This window comes from Sandaracinobacteroides sayramensis, assembly GCF_022014495.1.
Lineage (GTDB): Bacteria > Pseudomonadota > Alphaproteobacteria > Sphingomonadales > Sphingomonadaceae > Sandaracinobacteroides > Sandaracinobacteroides sayramense.
On record NZ_JAKLSQ010000033.1, the window covers coordinates 1 to 19,515 of the forward strand.

Genomic DNA, 19,515 nt, shown 5'->3' on the forward strand with positions numbered 1-19,515 from the left:
CTGCGCGGCGAGCGCCTGGCGGCGACGGCCGCCCGGCTGCCGCGCCCGGCGACGCTGGCCGGGCTCGCCCGGCAACGGCTGGACGAAGCGGGCGAACGGCTGCCCCGGGCGCTGGCCGGCCGCGCCCGCCTGTTGCGAACCCGGTTGCAAGCGATGGCGGAGCGGCTGACCCCAAGGCTTCTGCAGCAGCGCGTCACCCGCGAGCGGGCGAGGCTGGACGCGCCGCGCGTCACCCCCAATCCGGCGCTGATCCGCGCCCGCATCGCCCACGCCCGCGCCGCGCTGGAATCCGGTTTCCGGCTGGCCGAGGGGCTTTCCCCGCAAGCCGTGCTGGCGCGGGGCTTCGCGCTGGTCCGCCGGCCGGACGGGGAGTTCGCCCGAAGGCTGGACCAGGCGGCGCCCGAACCCCATCTTACCCTTGTCTTCGCGGACGGAGAGCTGGGCGTCACCCCGGCCGACCGGCCGCCGCCCATTGCACCTGCCCCGCGCCGGCCCGGCCCTTCAGGCGGATCGCCCCCGGCCGGGCAGGGGCAGCTGTTCTGAAGGAGCCATCATGCTGAACTTCGCCGCCGGTCGTCAGGCCAAGCTCCGCTACCTTTCCGGCAGCTTCAAGCGCGTGTCGGACGGCGACCATGTGCTTTGCGCCGTGACCGGCCGCAATATCCCGCTCGACCAGCTCCGCTACTGGAGCCACGAGCTGCAGGAAGCCTATGCCTCGGCCGAAGTCGCCGGCGCCCGCTATGCGGAGGCACGCAAGGAGGGATTGATCTGACTGAAAGCTAACAGAAGGCTCGCCGCTGTTTGTGGTGCGCGTTGCAACCGGCAGCCATGGGAACCTGATATCGGTGTTTTGCAAAGGACACTGATGTGGCGGTTTGGCCTGCCGTGGCAGAATCTCTGGGAGGTCTGACATGAAATAAAGTGCTGTTGTTCCTGGCCGGGGCAGGCACTGGCCAGCCTGCCGGGCAAAATAGAGAAACGGACAAGTACACTACATGGAGCCGCCGAAAGACAGAAAATTTATTCTAATAGGTTGACATCAGTGCATTTTTTTAATCAGATAGCACTACACATAAAATGGCTGGCCGGTGGAGTGTTCAATCGCTAACATAATGAGTGACAGTTTTTTACAGCCAGATCAGTGTTGCAGAATGGCGACACTCTTTACGATCCTGTGGCAAGGGCGGCCATCTCCTCTTGCGGTTCGATGAGCATCAGGTTCATTCTATCAGTATCTTGGTAGAGATGAATAAAATTCATCCGTAAGAAGGACTGGTAATGACCTCTAATACCTCGGATGCCTTTCTGGCGCGCTTGCTTGGTGCGACAATCCTGGCAACGATTGCTACCTCGCCCGTTTTCGCCCAGACTGCCACGGAGACGGCCGTTGAAGGCGACTACGAAACTATCGTGATCACCGGTTCGCGTCTTGCACGCCCAGAGCTTGAGTCTTCCGCGCCGATCGCGGTGCTCGGCGCGGATGTGCTTGAGCGAGATGCTGCCGTCAACATTCAGGATACGCTGCAGGAAATGCCGCAAGTCGGTATTGGCACTAGCCGTACTAACTCCAACTTCCTGACGGGCTCCAACGGCGTGGCTACCGTCAACCTGCGTAACCTCGGCTCCAACCGCACACTCGTCCTTGTCAACGGTCGCCGCTTCATTTCCGGCATCGCGGGATCTTCCGCAGTCGATCTCAATAACATCCCGACCGACTTCGTCGAGCGGGTCGAAGTCGTCACGGGTGGCGCCTCGGCCATTTATGGTTCGGAAGCCATCGCAGGCGTGGTGAATTTCGTCCTTAAGGAAAAGTTCGAGGGGTTCTCCGTTCGTGCGCAGACCAACCTCACCCAGAAGGGTGACAACCCGCGGCACTTCGTGAGCCTGACCGGCGGTACCAGTTTCGGCGCCGACCAGCGCGGTTCGGTCATCTTCAACTTCTCCTACGATAAGGATGAGGGATTGCTTTCGCGGGATCGTTCGATCTCGGCGGAAGACTGCTATTTCGACATCTGCGGCCCCGACGCCTACAGTAGCTACGCGGCGCAGGGTAATTTCGGCCTGATCAACTCCAACGGCGCTTTCGTCAACGCCTTCAATGGTCAGCCCCGTTTCTCGTTCGACGAGGACAATAATCTGCTCACCGGTTATGGTGCAGGTTTCAACCGCAACGCGGTGCGCCGCATCTCGGTGCCTGTCGAACGCTATCTCGTCAGTTCGATCCTCAACTATGACCTGACGGATAATATCCAGGCTTTCGCGGAAATCACCTATTCGCGCGTTCGCTCCGGCTCGCAGATTGAGGCGCTCGCCCTGTCGACGCCCGACATTTATGCGACCGGCGGCATACCGATCACCAACGCTTATATCCCGCAAGCGGTACTGGATCAGGTCAACGCGTGGAACTTGGCCAATCCAGAAAATCAGGTCACGGCGATCGACTTCCGCCGTCGCCAGAATGAAGTGTTCGATCGTTCCAACCACAACAAGCGTGACACTTGGCGCGTCGCGACGGGTCTGACGGGCGACATCACCGACCGTTGGCGGTTTGAGACGAGCTTCGTTTATGGTCACTTCAAGGACTTCACCTCCAGCGAGGATATCGACAACAACCGCTACCGCAACGCCTTGGATAGCATTGTGGAAAACGGCCAGATCGTCTGTCGCAGCGAAGCGGCCCGCGCCGAAGGCTGTGTTCCTATCAACCTCTTCGGCTATGGCACCGCCAGCCCAGAGGCTTCCGCCTATGTGCAGGCCGTCGTGCCCAAGTCGCAGATGATTACCCAGGAACAATATGTTTTCTCTGGTGCCGTCACCGGCTCGCTGATCACCCTGCCCGCAGGCGATGTCAATGTAGCGATCGGTGCTGAATATCGCTCGGAAAAGAGCATCGACGACCTCGATATCCTGACCAACACCGGCGGCAACTCGGGCAACGAGATTCCCGACACCATCGGTGATTTCGATGTCTGGGAAGTCTTCGGGGAAGTGGACGTTCCGCTTCTCCGGGAAAAGCCCTTCTTCCATTATCTGGGCGTCGGTGCCGCACTGCGCTATTCCGAATACAGCCAGGGCACGGTCGGCGGAGTGGTGAGCTGGAACGTGAATGGCAACTGGTCGCCGGTTCGTGGCCTCAGCCTGCGCGGGACATATGCCGTCGCCAACCGGGCGCCGAACATTTCGGAATTCGCCTCCGCGCCATCCGAGACGTTCGCTGCCGTTACGGACCCCTGCAACGGCGTGACCGCCACCCGCAACAATGCCGTGGACAGCGCCTGCCGCGCCATCCCGGCGATCGCGGCGGCCATCGCCAGCAACGGTACTTTCCAATATACGCTGGCTGACCTGCAGGGCATCAACGGCTTCATCGGCGGCAATCCCGATCTCGCTGAGGAAACTGCAAAAACCCTGACTCTTGGTGCGGTATTCCAGCCTGCTCGAGTGCCGGGCCTTAGCCTTACGGTCGATTATTTCGATATCCGGGTCGAGGATGCGATCTCGACTGTCGGTCGGAACTTGTCGATCGAACAGTGCCTTCTGACAGGCCTTGAAGAATTCTGTCAGAATGTGACCCGGAGTGGAAACACAGGCTTCGTTACGCAGGTGGATGACCAGCTCATCAACGTTTCCGACATCAGCACCCGAGGCATTGATCTTGGCTTCCGCTTCACTTCCGGTATTGGTCTGCTTCAAGGTGATCGTCTGGACATCTCGGGCAACTACACTCACCTGATCCATTTCAGGACGCAAGCCAATGCGGTCGCACCCGTGGAAGATCTGGCGGGAGAAGTTGGTTACTCGCAGGATAAATTCACGATCCGTACCAACTATTCGACTGGACCCGTTTCCTTCAATTGGCAGGTCACGTATCTCAGCAAGGCTGTTGGTGATGTTGACTACATCGGCGATGAAACAGTCTATGGAGATAAGCTGACCCTTGATGAAATGAACCGTATCAAGGCGCGCTTCTATCATGATATCCAGCTTCGCTTCGATGTGGGTCAAGAAAAGAAGTTCGGCCTTTACTTTGGTGTCGATAATCTGTTCAATACTAAGCCGCCGTTCTTGCCTGGAACGCCGTTCGGTGCCTCGCCGACTGGTACGGAAACAGCTGCAGACGTTTACGACCCCTTCGGTCGCCGTTTCTATGCTGGAGTTAACATGAAGTTCTAAGCAAATCGCTTGAACCGATATTGGGAAGGGGCGGTGCCGAAAGGCGCCGCCCCTTCTTGTTTTCGACCGTCTGAAGGCGCTTCCAATGTATTAGTGCGAGGAAGTTTACGCGATTCAATAACCAAGCCAAACTCAGCATGAGAGTGACCGGATGGTTACTTCATGGAAGCCGCTAAATGTTGCAGGTAGATTTCCTGGCTTTGGATATGCCGGCTATGATATTCTATAATGCCGCATTGCGTTGTACAATCCGTTAGATTGTCCGAAACCAGCCGGTGATCGAAAAGCGTCCAAATGGCGCGAAAGGCGGTACATAGCCGACATTATGTAGTTGCGGCACCGCGAAGAGGTTCAGACTGTTGAATCTCGGCTTGAACCCTTGGACAATATCTCCATCCTCGTCGAAGAAATTCAGATATCCTCCCCAATCCGGCTTCCATTCGTCAGGGCCCAGACTGAGAACATAAGCGACCTTCCAGCCTTCCATCACATGGCTGTCGCTGTGCAGCCCAAGGAAATGTGTGGGTGCGAATACAGTTGCCTGCGCATCTGCTTTTACCAGATCATGGAAGCCCGTGACAGATCGCACGAGGTCAAGAAATGGCTCGTCGTTGATGTGCTCCAGCAGGATATCATGCGCTGAATCGGGGCTCCAGCGGCCGAGATAGGCATCCAGGATAGGATAACGTGCAAAAGTGAAAGCATATCCGCCATTGGCGGCTTCGGTGGAAACCGCCCGGCCCATATGTTGGCGCTCGGCAATTGGAAGTTGCGCAACCTCTTCCGCGCGCAACGCTTTCGGACCGTCCTCTCCTGCTTGCCACGCCAACCCCCAAGGTGTTGCTGATGCCAGTATCGATCGCAGTTCGATCGCCGAATCCCGCTGCAGGACATTGCGAACCTGCACGCGTCCGCTCCGTGCGAATGCTGCGGCAAGTTGTGCCCGATCAAGCTCGCCGTTAAGCGCAAGAAGATGAAGTGGTGACTTGGGAACCGGAGACGGGGCCAAAAAGGAATCTTTCTTCGGATGCGTGCGGGAAGGGCAGAATGGAAACTCTGAAGCTCAAGATCAACCCGGCGCTGAATTTGTGCGCTTTGAGAGAGACATTCCAGAATCGGGGAAGGGTACGAGTCACAGATTTTCTAGATGGCGATGCTCCAGCGCTACTCTACCGCCATCTCCGGCAGAGACAGGATTGGGTGCATGTCGTGAACAGCGGGTCCAAATTGTTCGAACTGGATCGCGCCACCCTCCAGTCCATGAGTGCGCAGCAACGGGAGGCACTCGACCAAGCAGTCTACCGCGGAGCGCGTGCAGGCTTTCAGTACCGATATGAGACGATTCGCGTCCCGGATGACCCCAAGGTGCGCGAACAAAGCGTCGATCCGCTGGCCAGGTTCGCCGAATGGATGTCTTTTGGAGAGGGGCGCGAGTTCGCCTGTGAAATTCTCGGCAATGAGTCTGTTCACTTCGCCGATGCCCAGGCGACTGCCTACGCGCCTGGCGATTTCCTGACTGCGCACGACGATGGTGTGGCAGGCAAGAACCGACTGGCCGCTTATGTGCTGGGACTCACGCCAGGGTGGCGGGTGGAATGGGGCGGGCTTCTGTTGTTCCACCATGGTTCCGGGCAGATCGAAGGGGTCGCGCCCGAACTGAACACGATAAATCTGTTTGCTGTGCCGCAACAACATAGTGTGTCGGAAGTGACGCGCGCGGCCGCATATCGGCGCTATTCGATCACTGGTTGGCTGCGTACATCCGGCTGAAGGCAGAATGGTGTCGCGCGTGTGACGGAATTGTCACATGCTGGGTCTAATTTACATCCACGCTCTGGAGGGTGAGGGTTTGCCGTTGCGGCGTGCATGCTGCCTCTGCACAATATCCACAGTCAGCTTGGATGGACTGAACAGACCCTGAATGGGGCTGAGCCAGGCGGCTCTGTCACGCGGGCTGGCGCCTGTGTGGCGGCCGATTACCGCTAAACAAGCACGAATGTGTTGAAAGGGGTTTGAACAATGATGAAGAGAAAAGCGCGCCTTCTGGCGTCTACGCTCATTGTGGGCGTGGGTGTTGGTGCGATGCCTGCTTTGGCGCAGACGACGGCCGAGGCCGATGCACCCCAAGAAATCATAGTCACCGGTTCGCGCATCCAGCGTACCGACTTGGCGTCCGTCAGCCCTGTGACGGTTGTCGGTCAAGAAGAATTCCAAATGTCAGGCGCCGTCAACGTCGAGCAGGTGTTGAACACTCTGCCGCAAGTGTTGCCTGGGTTTACAGGCAACTCCAACAACCCCGGCAACGGTGCGGTGACTGTAAACCTGCGTAACCTTGGCACCACGCGCACACTGGTGCTGGTGAATGGCCGCCGCTGGATGTTCTACAACACCAGCCAGATCGTCGACCTCAACACCATTCCGCAGTTCATGCTGGAAGGCGTGGACGTCGTGACCGGCGGTGCATCAGCCGTTTATGGTTCGGACGCCGTGGCGGGCGTGGTGAACTTCCGTCTTCGCAAGGATCTGGAAGGCGTGATCGCCGGGGCGACCTATTCGATCACTGGGGAAGGCGATGGCCCGCGTCTGTCGGTCGACCTCGGTTTCGGCACCAAGTTCGCCGATGGCAATGGCCATATCGCGCTTTATGCCAACTACACGAAGCGGGAACCGATCTTCCAAGGCGCGCGCAACTTCTCGCGCACGGCGGCAGGTGATGGCTGCATCATAGCGGGTAGCACCAACCCCTCTACGGGCCTTGGCATCAACCTTGGCGGCTCGACCGGAACTTGCGTTTCGCGCGGCGGCGAGATCGGCCTGAGTCCTCAGGGATCCGGCTCTACCCCGATCGCAACGCTTCCGTCTGTGGGCGGCGGCAACGGCCTGATCTTCAATCCGAGCGGCGGCGGCACTCGCCCTTTCCTCAACCCGGAAGATCTCTACAATTATGCTCCGGATAACTATCTTCAACTGCCGCAGGAACGTTACCTGATTGGCGGATATGCCAGCTATGAGTTCTCGCCTGGGCATGAGCTGTTCACAGAGTTGAGCTTCGTCAATAACCATGTGAACCAGGAATTGGCGCCCACGCCGGCCGGTGTGAACGCGGCCCTCCAAGTGAACAGCCCGTTTTTCGATGCAGGCACCCAAGCGGCGCTTGCGGCTCTGGATACCGATGGCGACGGGTATGTGACGACGACGGTGGGGTATCGCTTCAACCAGTCCGGCGCGCGCAATGCGTTGCAGAACCGCAATGCCTTCCGCGTTCTCGGGGGCGTGCGCGGCAACATCACGTCAAATCTTCAGTATGAAGCTTTCTACTCCTACGCCCGGACGCAAAATACCCAGTATCAAAAGGGCAACGTCTCTGTCAGCCGCTATCTTGCCGCGCTGAGTTCGGAATTCGGGCCGGACGGGCAACTGCGCTGTCGTGACGCTGCCGCTCGTTCTGCCGGCTGCGTTCCGATCAACGTGTTCGGCCTTGGCCTCGCTGATCCCGCTGCGATCAAATATGTTACGATCAACTCTACCAATCTTGAGGAGTCCAGCCTCAAGAATGCTGTCGGGGTAATCAGCGGGACATTCGGGAACCTTGGGCTGGGCGCTGACGATCTCGGCTTCGCTATCGGTGCGGAATATCGTGAAATGGGCGCGAGCTATTCGCCTGACACCTATCTCGCTTCGGGTGATGTGGTTGGCTTCAATGCCGGTCAGCCGACATCGGGTAGTTACAACGCTACGGAAATCTTCGGAGAACTTCGCATTCCAATTATTTCCGAAGGCATTGTCCATCGCCTCGAACTGAATGGTGCTGCTCGTTACTCCGACTACTCGCTCGAAAGTGTGGGTGGTGTCTGGACTTATGCGGCCGGTGTCGAATTCGCACCGATCCGCGATATTGGATTCCGTGGTCAATATCAGCGCGCAGTGCGGGCCCCGAACGTCGAAGATCTGTTCGGCGGCCAGTCCGTCGGCTTCCCAGCTGCGACCGATCCCTGTTCGGACCGTGGCACACCAGCGTCCAGGACAGACACACTGCGTCAGCTTTGCCTCGATTCCGGCGTGCCGGCTGCCAATGTCTTCACCCGGGCCGTGCAGCCGAATGCGCAGATCCAAGGCGTTTTCGGCGGCAACCCGGACCTGAAGGAGGAAACCTCCGACACCTGGACAGTGGGCGCTGTCATCCAGCCGCGCTTCGCTCCCGGCCTGAACATCACGGTGGATTATTTCAACATTACCGTGAAGGATACCATCTCTCAGTTCGGTGGCGGGCTGAACAGTGCCCTCAGCCTGTGCTACACGGTGGTAGAGGATCTCAGCCATCCGGTTTGCGCTCCGTTTGTCGGCAAGCGCAACGCGACGACCGGCGCGCTGGGTGCGACTTCGGGCGGCGGAAATCCGCTCATTCTATCGGCGAACATCGGCAAACTCACGACGAGCGGTATCGACACTCAAGTCGATTACACGCTCCCGCTGGGCTTTTCGCTGTTCGGCAAGGAAGAGTCTCGTCTGAACTTCTTCTTCCTTGGTACCTATCTTGACAAGTTCCGCAGCATACCTGTGGCATCCATCCCGGAACGGGAGACGATCGCTGAGGGTTCCGTCTCGACAAACCCGCTTCCGCGCTGGCGGCACACCGCGCGTCTGGCGCTGGCGGACTCCTTCGGGACGCTCTCTGTGCGGTGGCGCTACTTCGGTCCGATCGAGGATTCGCGTATCAAGAACACCTTCAGTGGTCTTGATCGTGTCGGTGCCGACCCTGCCTTGCTGCCGAACGCGCGTGTCGGTGCAGTCAACTATTTCGACTTCACCTTCTCGGCTGATGTCGACCAGTATTTGACGCTGACTGCAGGTGTGAATAATCTCTTCAACAAGATGCCGGAAGTTTTGGGTGCGATGCAGGAACAGGCAAACACCTATCCGAGCACTTACGACGTGCTCGGACGAGACTTCTTCATTTCGGCTCGCCTGAGGTTCTAATTTTCCAATGTCGAGGAATGGGCAGAGAGCTACTCGCTCTCTGCCCATTTTTTTTATCTACTATAGCGCCAGGGCATCTGGATTTATCCTAGATGGTCAATGGCGCAGCCCGAATCCAGCGCGTAGCAACCCATTTCTCCCCATTTTCAGGCGGAAGCCCGGCGTGCCGCATCATGCTGTCGGCTTTTCCCTTCCCATCGATATTGCGGAATAACAGGGCGTCTCCGCGTTTTCCCTTCAGTTTCAGGTTCAGAGCCGGAAAAGCGGTTTCGCCTGCTTCATAGTCGTCATTCAGATAAACAATAACCGTCCAGATTCGCTGATTGCTTGCTTGAGGCAAAACATCCGAATGCAGGCGATACTCTTGAGATCCCTGATAACGCAGGATGTGAAGCGGTTCCCCCTGGTCGCGGGATGTACCTGAAGCAGCGGCGATCCTGTCGTTCAGCAAGCTGACCAGCAGATCTTCGGTGTCGGGGCCCAGACTCGCACTATTGGATGTTCGGATGCTGTCGGGGCGCCGCTGGCCGCTTTTTGGGTCGATAACGAATGATGGCCGCAGCCGTGGTTTCGCCAATTGCTGGAGATACCGACATCCCTGCTCGGTCAACATATTCGCAAGCAGAAACAGTTGTTGGCCTTCAGCCAGGCATTGCGCTGGTTCAGGCGCCTTCCAGTCTCGAAGTTCTTCCCATGCGGAGAGTTGTGCCATCGCCAACTCGTCACCGGACAAATGCAGCCTCAGTAACTCGGCCGCGCCCTTCTCATCACGGACGCAACCTCGGCCGCTGGACAGCAGCGCTACCTTCAATCGGGCGGCATCCTCGGCCCCTCGCTCCAAAGCACGATCGAGATAGATATGCGCCGCCGCCTCATCGCGACTGCCATACAAGCCGAACAGCCGCCAATGTGCGAGCGCGCACAAGGCGTTCACATCGCCCGCATCTGCGCATTTCTCCACCCAGCGAATGGCGTCTTGCGTTCGCCCAGAGGCAAACAGGTGGCGCGCCGTTTCCAATGCATCCGTGCCCATGGCTTTCAGGCTTTAGCGCAAGCTATGTCGAAAGCCACGGTCAACCGTTCGCCTTCGCGGAAGGGTCGCGTTCCATGGAAGAGATAAGAAGGGAACAACGCAAGGCGGCCCACACTCGGCTCGATCGTCGCCAGCGGCTGGAGATCGAGGCCCAATTCGGACGGAGGGCGCCCCAGTTCAAGCCAGCCCTCCTTGTCGGCGGTCGAGCCGAAGCCCGGAGGGAGCGCAACATAGCAGGCGGAACTCAATATACCTTCCGGATGTATATGACTTACATGAAAGCCTGACCCGGACAGCCTGACGGACCATGCGCCGCCAATGGACAAGCCGGCATTGCGATAGCGGAGCAATGGATGGGTTTGGTCTTCGGGCGGAAGGGCTGCGCGATGCCGTTCGACCGCAGCCGTCAACGCCTCGAAAAGCCGGTTGAGAATTGGCTCGTCCCGATCGAACAGGCGGCCTCGGGTCTGGGTGCCTCCGCGAAGGGATTGCCCGATCGGATGGGAGCGGCTGCGATGCAAGCCTCTCAAGCGTTCGGCCAGGGCGACCAGTTCGTCCGCGCCCAGATCTATGTCGGTCGTGCCGTAAAGATGTGGCCTTCCACTCAGCCATTGATGGCGCGGATCGTCCAGGATCCGCCATGCCAAATCCAGCAGCGCCCAGGCCCCGATATTCTCAGGCTGGCTGGTGACAATTGCCTCCAGGGCCGAGGCGGCGAATTCCGGCTCCATTGCCGCAAGGGCAGCCCGACCAAGAGCAAGCCTCGCCTGCGGGCTTTCAGGGGATGGGCCCAACAGATGGAGCGCCTGCTCCGGTGTGCGCGTGTCCACCATCGACAGGGCGAGGGGAACATTGGCCTCATCTTTGTCGCCGAAGCGATCGAGCATCCGCTGGGCCACTTCGCGTGCCTCCTCATGCCGATTGCCGCGATAGAGTGTCAGCCACCATGCCTGAAAAAGCGCCATATCATCCGGTCGCTTCGCAATGGAGTGGGCAAAATGGGCTGCGAAATTGTCCTGATGACCGGCTTCGAAGCGCATCAGGGCCAATTCTCTATGCCCCTCGATCCAATCCGGTCGTGCAGCGACGGCATGCTCCAGTGCGTCGAGCGCATGGGGGTCACCTGCCTGCGCCCTGGCCTGTGCATCCCCCAGGATGATGTCCGGATCATTCGGCAGGAAAGCGCGGACGCGGGCATAATGGGCAACCGCTTCCTCTTCACACAGCAGAAGGGCCGCGCGGGCTCGCCCATGCAGCGCGGCCGGACGGTCCGGGGCCAGCGCCAGCGCGCGGTCAAATGCGAGCGCGGCTTCTGCGGGGCGGCCGAGATCCAGCAGCGTCGCGCCATGCGTGATATGAAGGGCGGGGCTCTCCGGCTGCGCCGACAGCATCTCGCCAAGCTCGGTGAGGGCGTCTTCCCAGCGACCCGTCTCGCGCAGAAGGCTGACATAGGCGGTCTGGGCAGGGGAAAAATCCGGTTTCAACGCAAGGGCGCGCTTGTAACCGGCCAGCGCGGCCTCCTTCTCTCCATTCGCATGGAGCAGGTTGGCATGATTTGTCAGAAGCTGTGGATCAGTTGGTGACAGGAGAAGTGCGCGCTCGAAATAGAGACGCGCCTGTTGGAAATTGCCACAGGCTTTCTCGACCAGTGCCGCCAGTTGCAGCAAGGTGGGGTGATCGCGGACCTTCACCAGCAATATGGAAAGATCGGCCCGGGCTGCTTCGTAATTTTTCGCGACAAAGGCCTGTTCGGCGCGGGAGAAAAGACTGTTGATATCCATTGTCACAATAGTGGTGACGATGCCGCTCATGCCGCGCCATGTCCAGCCGGCGGCAACTGCAAAGGTCGGTTCCTTGCGAAACCGACCTTCATTCAACTAGGCGCGAACCTGAAGCCTCAACTCCCCGTCGCCATCCTCCACCTTCACCGTCGACCCATCCGGCACTTCACCGGCCAGCAGCTTTTCCGCCAGCGGGTCCACCAGATGCCGGCTGATCGCCCGCTTCAGCGGCCGGGCGCCGTAAACCGGGTCATAGCCCACGCGCGCCAGCCATTGCCGGGCGCCGTCCGTCAGTTCCAGCTCGATCTTGCGGTCCCTCAGCAGCTTCCTGACATGGTCCACCTGGATGTCGACGATCGCCCCCATATGTTCCGGGCCAAGGCGGTGGAACAGGATGATCTCGTCCAGCCGGTTCAGGAATTCGGGCCGGAAGTGGGAACGCACCACTTCCATCACCTCGCCCTCGGCCTGCTTCACATCCGCGCCGTCCGGCAGGGAAGCGATGAACTGCGAGCCCAGGTTCGAAGTCAGCACGATCAGCGTGTTGGAAAAGTCCACCGTGCGGCCCTGACCGTCCGTCAACCGGCCGTCGTCCAGCACCTGCAGCAGCACATTGAACACGTCCGGATGGGCTTTCTCCACCTCGTCGAACAACACCACCTGGTAGGGCCGGCGGCGAACCGCCTCGGTCAGCACCCCACCTTCGTCGTAACCGACATAGCCCGGAGGCGCGCCGATCAGCCGCGCGACGGAATGCTTTTCCATGAATTCCGACATGTCGATCCGCACCATCGCGTCCGACGAGTCGAACAGGAAGTCGGCCAGAGACTTGGTCAGTTCCGTCTTGCCAACGCCCGTCGGCCCCAGGAACAGGAAGCTGCCCAGCGGCCGGTTCGGGTCCTGCAGGCCGGCGCGCGCGCGGCGCACCGCCTTGGAAACGGCGGCGACGGCGTCGGCCTGGCCGATCACCCGCTTGCCCAGCTCTTCTTCCATGTGCAGCAGCTTCTCGCGCTCGCCCTCCATCATCCGCGCGACCGGAATCCCGGTCCAGCGGGAAACGACCGAGGCGATGTCCTCGGCGGTCACTTCCTCGCGCACCATGGCGCTGCTGGAAGCCTTTTCCGCCTCCGCCAGCTTCGACTCTAGATCGGGAATCACGCCATAGGTCAGTTCGCCGGCGCGGGCGAAATTGCCACCACGCTGTGCCTGCTCCACTTCGATCCGCGCCTGATCCAACTGCTCCTTGATCCGCGTGGCGCCGGCCAGCTTCTCCTTCTCGGCTTCCCAGCGGGTCGTGAGTTCGCCCGCCTCGGATTCCAGCCGCGCCAGTTCCTCTTCCAGCGCATGCAGCCGGTCCTTCGACGCCTGGTCGTTTTCCTTCTTCAGCGCCTCGCGCTCGATCTTCAACTGCACGATGCGGCGGTCCAGCGCCTCGATCTCCTCGGGCTTGGATTCCACCTCCATGCGCAGCCGCGAGGCGGCCTCGTCCATCAGGTCGATGGCCTTGTCGGGCAGGAAGCGGTCGGAGATATAGCGGTTGGAAAGCGTCGCGGCGGACACCAGCGCGCCGTCGGTGATCCGCACGCCATGGTGCAGCTCATATTTCTCCTTCAGGCCGCGCAGGATGGAGATGGTGTCCTCCACCGTCGGCTCGCCCACGAACACCGGCTGGAAGCGCCGCTCCAGCGCCGCGTCCTTCTCCACATGCTTGCGATACTCGTCCAGCGTGGTGGCGCCGATCACATGCATCTCGCCGCGGGACAGCGCCGGCTTCAGCAGGTTGGAGGCGTCCATCGCCCCTTCCGACTTTCCCGCGCCCACCAGCGTGTGCATCTCGTCGATGAACAGGATCACCTGCCCTTCGGCCGCCTTCACCTCGTCGACCACGGCCTTCAGCCGCTCCTCGAACTCGCCGCGATATTTAGCGCCGGCGATCAGCGCTCCCATATCCAGCGCCCAGAGCGCCTTGGTCTTCAGATTCTCCGGCACGTCGCCATTGGCGATCCGCAGCGCCAGCCCTTCGGCGATCGCCGTCTTGCCGACGCCCGGCTCGCCGATCAGCACCGGGTTGTTCTTGGTGCGCCGCGCCAGCACCTGGATGGTGCGGCGGATTTCCTCGTCGCGGCCGATCACCGGGTCGAGCTTGCCGTCGCGCGCCGCCTGCGTCAGGTCGCGGCCATATTTCTTCAGCGCGTCATAGCTGTCCTCGGCGGAAGCAGAATGCGCGCCGCGCCCTTTGCGCAACTGCTCGATGGCGGCGTTCAGCGCCTGCGCCGTGACGCCGGCCTCCTTCAGCGCCCGGCCGGCATCGGTATCGGGCGCCAGCGTCAGGGCCAGCAGCAGCCGCTCCACGGTCACATAGCTGTCGCCTGCCTTGGCGGCGATCTGCTCGGCCTGGTCCAGCAGCCGGGCCACGTCCTGGTCCCACTGCAATTGCGCGCCGCTGCCGGACACGCGCGGCATGCCCTGCACGGTGGAATCGACCGCCACGCGCGCCACTTGCGGCTGGCCGCCGGCGGCCGAGATCAGATTGGCCGCCATGCCCTGCTCGTCGTCCAGCAGGGCCTTCAGCAGATGCGCCGAGGTCACGCGCTGGTGCTGCTCACGCAGCGCGATCGTCTGCGCCGCCTGCAGGAAGCCCTTCGCGCGATCGGTGAATTTCTCGATGTTCATTCCCGCTGTTACTCCTTTCCCCCAATGTAGTGTTGCAATTTTACAACAGAAGGGGTCGGTCCGAATTAATCGACAGCATAAGTGAATTGTCCCGGCGGAGGGCGCCTTGACGCAGGGCAAGTTGGGGAGGGCGGGCGGGCAAGACAAGGGCATGCTTCCCCACACCCCCTATCTTCAGCCTGGCGCCCACCCCGTCACCCCGGGCTTGACCCGGGGTCCAGCTTTGTCAGCCGCCAAGTGGCGGAAATAGCCAGCTGGACCCCGGGTCAAGCCCGGGGTGACGAGTAATTGAAACCGGCCAGTCAACAACCCGCGCACATGGACGTCTTCGGTTGTCTGCATCGCTGGGCAGTAAAGCGCCGCAGGCTATCCCCCCTCCCGAAGCCCGACCTCATCGCCACACCCCGAGAACCGGGGGTGCAGGGGCGTCACGCCCCTGCCGGGTGGAGGGCGGAGCCCTCCCCGCCGGAGGCTAAAGCAGCGCCTTCGCCGCCCAGTAGGTAACCCCGGCCGCCGCATAGGCCATGACCATCAGATAGCCGAACATGAACAGCGGCCATTTCCAGCCGCCGGTTTCCCGCCGCACCACCGCCAGCGTCGACAGGCACTGCGGCGCGAACACGAACCAGGCGAGGAAGGCGAGCGCGGTGGGCAGCGGCCAGCTTCCGCGCAGGCGGTCGACGAGGCCGGTCGTGTCCTCGTCGTCGGCATCCAGCGAATAGATGGTGGCGAGCGCGGCGACCGCCACCTCGCGCGCGGCCATGGCGGGCAGCAGCGACATGGCGATCTCGTGGTTGAAGCCGATCGGGCGCACCAGCGGCTCGATGGCGTGGCCGATGCGGCCGGCGATCGAATATTCCACCGCCGGGCGATCGGCGTCGGCGGGCGGCGCGGGGTAGCTCGCCAGCAGCCACAGCGCGATGGTGACGCCCATGATGATGGTGCCCGCGCGCTTCAGGAAGGCGCCGGCGCGCAGCCACAGGCCGACGAGGATGTCGCGCAGCACCGGAAGCTGATAGGCGGGCATCTCCATCAGGAAGGTCGGCTTCGGGCCTTTGGTGACGGTGCGGCGCAGGAACAGGGCGGCGGCCATCGCGCCGAGGATCCCGGCGATGTAGAGGATGAACAGCACCAGCCCCTGCAGGCCGACCAGCCCCCAGAGCTTTTCGGCCGGGATGAAGGCGGCGATGATGACGGCGTAGACCGGCAGCCGCGCCGAGCAGGTCATCAGCGGCGCGATCAGGATGGTGGTCAGCCGATCGCGGGCGTCGGGGATGGTTCGGGTCGCCATGATTCCGGGAATGGCGCAGGCGAAGGACGACAGCAGCGGGATGAAGGCCGAGCCGTTCAGGCCGACCGAGGCCATCAGCCGGTCCATCAGGAAGGCGGCGCGGACCATGTAGCCCGAGCCTTCGAGGATCAGGATGAAGGTGAACAGGATCAGGATCTGCGGCAGGAAGACGATCACCGAGCCGACGCCCGCCAATATGCCGTCGTTCAGGAAGGAGCGCACGAAGCCCTCGGGCAACCATGCTGTCACATGCCCCTGCAGCCAGGCGATCAACTCCTCGATCCAGCCCATCGGCGCTTCCGCCCAGCTGAACACCGCCTGGAACATGAAGAAGAGCAGGGCGGCGAGGATGATCGGGCCGGCCACCGGGTGCAGCAATATCCGGTCGGCGGCGCGGGTGGCGCGCCGGCGCTCGCCCTCGATGCGGGTGACGGCGCGGGTGATCCGCCGCGCCTCGCGGCCCAGTTCGCGCGGCGGCGCGGGAGCGAATGCGGCGACCGGCGCCGGCTTCGTCGCCAGTTGCGCCTCCAGGCATTCCAGCAGCGAGGCGATGCCGCGCTTGCGGACGGCGACGGTCTCGACGACCGGGATGCCCAGTTGGCGCGCAAGCTCGGCGCTGTCCAGCACGAGGCCGTCGCGCGTCGCCATGTCCATCCGGTTCAGGGCCATGACGGCGGGGATGCCCAGCCGCAGCACGTCCAGCGCCAGCCGCAGATGGGCGGAAAGATTGGTGGCGTCGGTCACGAGCAGCACGGCGTCGGGCAGGCGCTCGCCCGGTTGTTTCCCCAGCAGCGTGTCGCGCGTCACCGTCTCGTCGAGCGAGCGGGGCACCAGCCCATAGGCGCCGGGCAGGTCGATCAGTTCGGCTTTCGCGCCCGACGGCAGCAGCACTTCCGCCGTCTTGCGCTCGACGGTGACGCCCGGATAGTTCCCCACCTTCTGCCGGGCGCCGGAAAGGGCGTTGAAAAGGCTCGTCTTCCCGGCATTGGGGTGGCCCACCAGCGCCACCAGAGGCGCGCGCTGCGTGGCCGGGGCCGCCGGCTTCGTCGCAACGTCCGCCATCAGTTCATATCCTCCAGAAGAATGCTGGCCGCCAGCGCCACGCGCAGCGCCACGGTCGTGCCATCGACGCGCACGGCGATCGGGTCGCCTCCCAGCGGCGCGGCGTGCAGGATTTCCACTTCCGCCCCTTCGTCGAAGCCCATTTCCACCAGACGGTCGGCCATGCCCGGATCGAGCGCGGCAAAGCCCGTGACGCGCGCCGGCGTGCCGATCGGCAAGCGGTCGAGCGTGATGGGGGGCTTTGCCGGGCCGGCCGGCGCGAAAGGGGAATCCAGGTTGGTCACTTGCGACCGACTATCATTAGGATCGGCGATTGCAAGCTTCCCGCTACGTTGCTGAAATATTCCCGCCGGAAAGCCTTCAGTTCACCGGGTAGCGCAGCCGGCCGAGGAAGCGGGCCGGGCTCAGCCGTTCGCCGTCGCCGGGAAGCCGGAAGCGCGCCTTGGCCTTTTCGATCTGCATCACATTGCCGATGCGGCGGTCGAGAAAGGCCCAGGTCTCGGCGAAATCCTCGCTGTCGTCGTTCAGCCAGAAGAGCAGGGTCGAGGCGTAGACGGCCGCCGCCAGCGCCCGCTTGGAATAATGGTTGAAATCGGTGGAGATGTCGCCCGCCGCCCGCCAGATGGCGTCGGCGGTGCGCCAGCCCAGGCGCGCGGCGCGCGGCGCGTTGCCGGGAAGCGCCAGCAAGGTGGTGGCGCGGCGGACGGCTTCCCGGTGCGGCGCGGCCTGCTCCAGCCGGGTGCGAATCGCCTGCGTCACTTTTTCACGGACCTTGCGCGCGCGATAGTCGGGGTTGTCGAGCGCGGCGGCCATCCGGCTGTCCGCCCACCTGATATAGGCTTCCACCATTTCGGCCGGGCCGCCGGGAAAGGCGATCCCGGCGATAGCGGACGAGAGCCCCAGTTCGGTGGCGGCGGCTTCGGCCGCGCTGCGGCTCCAGCCGTCGAAGGGCACATGCGGCAGCATCGCCTCCACGAGAAGCGGGCGGAGTTCGTCGAGCGTCAGCTCTTGCAGCTTGCTGTCAACCATATCCGCCCATGTAGGCGCTTTCGCGGGCGCTTGGAAGGCGACAGCTTGCCGCCATCCCCCCGTTTTGCTATGGGCGCGCCAGCGACGCCGGAGCCCGGCGGCGAACGTGATTCTTTTCGGGCATCCGTGAAGTTTTGCGCGCATATCGGGCGAAAGGCTTCAATCGCCCGATTCCGCAGTTGGAACATCGGGCGGAGTCACAGGTTTTCGGTTTTCAATTTTCGGGAAGGTGCTGATCCTTTTATGCAGATCATCGTTCGCGACAACAATGTCGACCAGGCGCTGCGGGCGCTCAAGAAGAAGCTCCAGCGCGAAGGCGTCTACCGCGAGATGAAACTGCGCCGCCACTATGAGAAGCCGTCGGAAAAGCGCGCCCGGGAAAAGGCCGCCGCCGTCCGCCGCGCCCGCAAGCTGGACCGCAAGCGCGCCGAGCGCGACGGCCAGCGCTAAGAGACCGGCCCGGCAATGGCGGAAGAGAGCGCCGCGGATAGCGGGCAAAGCTACGGCTTTGGCAAATGGATCGTGGCCGGCCTCGTGCTGGCGACCGGCGCCGTCAGCCTGGCGCTGGCGGGCACCTCTCCGCTCCGGGCCCCGGCGAAGGAGGCCAACGCCTTCCTCGTCTCGAACAAGGAGAAGCCCGGCGTGAAGACGACGGCAAGCGGCCTGCAGGTGGAAATGCTGGCGGCCGGCGAAGGCCCCACCCCCACCGCCACGGATACGGTTCTGGTGCATTATGAAGGCCGCCTGGCCGATGGCACCGTCTTCGATTCCAGCTACCAGCGCGGCCAGCCGGCGGCGTTCGGCGTGGGCGACGTGATCCCGGGCTGGACCGAAGGGCTGCAACTGATGCGCCCCGGCGGCAAGGCGCGCTTCACCATTCCGCCGGAACTGGGCTATGGCGCCTCCGGCGCCGGCGGGGTGATCCCCCCGAACGCGGTTCTGGTGTTCGACGTGGAACTACTGGCGATCGCACCTCGCCAGTAACCTGCGCCAGTAAACTGCGGAAAACCCCGTCCTATTGACGGCGGCCGGGTGCAAGGCGCACCTTGGCCGCCGTTCTGTTTTCGGAAATGGGGGTTCCAATGGGGTTCGGTGAAGCAATCCAGACGTGTCTGGCGAAATATGCGACCTTCCGTGGCCGCGCCTCGCGCTCGGAATATTGGTGGTTCTACCTGTTCTTCCTGCTGGTGCTGACGGCGACGGCCGTCGTCGACATGGCGCTTCTGGGCTATGATCCCGCCAATCCTTCCGCCGTGCCATGGCTTTCCGTCGTCGGCCTGCTGGCGCTGTTCCTTCCGTCGCTGGCAGCCGCGATCCGCCGCCTGCACGATACGGACAAGAGCGGCTGGTGGTATCTCCTCACCTTCGTTCCGGTCGTCGGCGGCATCGTGCTGCTGATCTTCCTGCTGTTGCGGGGAACGGCTGGCTCCAACCGTTTCGGCCCCGATCCACTCGCCTGAATCCACTCGCCTGAACTTGCAGGGCGGGCCGAATCC

Annotated in this window: 15 protein-coding genes; 8 read left to right on the top strand and 7 right to left on the bottom strand. The window is 62.1% G+C overall.

What is annotated here, in order from left to right; translation table 11 throughout:
* From L6Q21_RS16840 to L6Q21_RS16850, 3 genes are all read left to right on the top strand, one after another.
* The coding region (locus L6Q21_RS16840; RefSeq protein WP_272492470.1) for an exodeoxyribonuclease VII large subunit at positions 1–543 on the top strand (543 nt) is incomplete at its 5' end.
* 10 nt (positions 544–553) lie between these two features.
* Positions 554–772: a DUF2093 domain-containing protein gene (locus L6Q21_RS16845; protein WP_237831915.1), complete on the top strand. Its 219-nt coding sequence runs from the start codon at positions 554–556 to the stop codon at positions 770–772.
* A 506-nt stretch (positions 773–1,278) separates the two neighbouring features.
* Positions 1,279–4,173 carry a TonB-dependent receptor plug domain-containing protein gene (locus tag L6Q21_RS16850; protein ID WP_237831916.1) on the top strand — a complete coding sequence of 965 codons (2,895 nt, stop codon included), beginning with the start codon at positions 1,279–1,281 and terminating at the stop codon, positions 4,171–4,173.
* Between the two features lie 253 nt (positions 4,174–4,426).
* Here L6Q21_RS16850 and L6Q21_RS16855 read toward each other — a convergent pair whose 3' ends face one another.
* Positions 4,427–5,080, bottom strand: coding sequence for a 2OG-Fe(II) oxygenase (locus tag L6Q21_RS16855; protein ID WP_237831917.1), 654 nt, complete (start codon positions 5,078–5,080; stop codon positions 4,427–4,429).
* Positions 5,081–5,220: 140 nt separating this feature from the next.
* Between L6Q21_RS16855 and L6Q21_RS16860 the strand changes: the two genes are divergently transcribed.
* Both L6Q21_RS16860 and L6Q21_RS16865 read left to right on the top strand, forming a co-directional pair.
* Positions 5,221–5,943: a 2OG-Fe(II) oxygenase gene (locus tag L6Q21_RS16860; protein ID WP_237831918.1), complete on the top strand. Its 723-nt coding sequence runs from the start codon at positions 5,221–5,223 to the stop codon at positions 5,941–5,943.
* Positions 5,944–6,192: 249 nt separating this feature from the next.
* Positions 6,193–9,150, top strand: coding sequence for a TonB-dependent receptor domain-containing protein (locus L6Q21_RS16865; protein ID WP_237831919.1), 2,958 nt, complete (start codon positions 6,193–6,195; stop codon positions 9,148–9,150).
* Positions 9,151–9,238: 88 nt separating this feature from the next.
* On the opposite strand, the gene L6Q21_RS16870 is transcribed toward L6Q21_RS16865, so the two are convergent.
* From L6Q21_RS16870 to L6Q21_RS16895, 6 genes are all read right to left on the bottom strand, one after another.
* Positions 9,239–10,183, bottom strand: a complete 945-nt coding sequence (locus tag L6Q21_RS16870; RefSeq protein WP_237831920.1) for a 2OG-Fe(II) oxygenase — start codon at positions 10,181–10,183, stop codon at positions 9,239–9,241.
* 5 nt (positions 10,184–10,188) lie between these two features.
* A complete protein-coding gene (locus L6Q21_RS16875) occupies positions 10,189–11,994 on the bottom strand; it encodes a putative 2OG-Fe(II) oxygenase (protein WP_237831921.1) in 1,806 nt (601 codons plus the stop codon).
* A 66-nt stretch (positions 11,995–12,060) separates the two neighbouring features.
* Entirely contained in the window at positions 12,061–14,637 is a 2,577-nt protein-coding gene (clpB, locus tag L6Q21_RS16880) for an ATP-dependent chaperone ClpB (RefSeq protein WP_237831922.1), read from the bottom strand.
* 472 nt (positions 14,638–15,109) lie between these two features.
* Positions 15,110–16,990 carry a ferrous iron transporter B gene (gene feoB, locus L6Q21_RS16885; RefSeq protein ID WP_237831923.1) on the bottom strand — a complete coding sequence of 627 codons (1,881 nt, stop codon included), beginning with the start codon at positions 16,988–16,990 and terminating at the stop codon, positions 15,110–15,112.
* Complete coding sequence (locus tag L6Q21_RS16890) at positions 16,990–17,274, bottom strand: FeoA family protein (protein ID WP_237831924.1); 285 nt, start codon at positions 17,272–17,274, stop codon at positions 16,990–16,992. Before L6Q21_RS16890 ends, feoB begins: the two co-directional genes overlap by 1 nt.
* Before the next feature lie 76 nt (positions 17,275–17,350).
* Positions 17,351–18,019, bottom strand: coding sequence for a COQ9 family protein (locus L6Q21_RS16895; RefSeq protein ID WP_237831925.1), 669 nt, complete (start codon positions 18,017–18,019; stop codon positions 17,351–17,353).
* A gap of 243 nt (positions 18,020–18,262) precedes the next feature.
* Between L6Q21_RS16895 and rpsU the strand changes: the two genes are divergently transcribed.
* The 3 genes from rpsU (at position 18,263) to L6Q21_RS16910 (ending at position 19,479) form a co-directional block, all read left to right on the top strand.
* Positions 18,263–18,469, top strand: coding sequence for a 30S ribosomal protein S21 (gene rpsU, locus L6Q21_RS16900; protein WP_237831926.1), 207 nt, complete (start codon positions 18,263–18,265; stop codon positions 18,467–18,469).
* A 15-nt stretch (positions 18,470–18,484) separates the two neighbouring features.
* Complete coding sequence (locus tag L6Q21_RS16905) at positions 18,485–19,003, top strand: FKBP-type peptidyl-prolyl cis-trans isomerase (protein ID WP_237831927.1); 519 nt, start codon at positions 18,485–18,487, stop codon at positions 19,001–19,003.
* Positions 19,004–19,101: 98 nt separating this feature from the next.
* Positions 19,102–19,479: a DUF805 domain-containing protein gene (locus L6Q21_RS16910; protein ID WP_237831928.1), complete on the top strand. Its 378-nt coding sequence runs from the start codon at positions 19,102–19,104 to the stop codon at positions 19,477–19,479.
* The last annotated feature ends 36 nt before the right edge of the window (positions 19,480–19,515 follow it).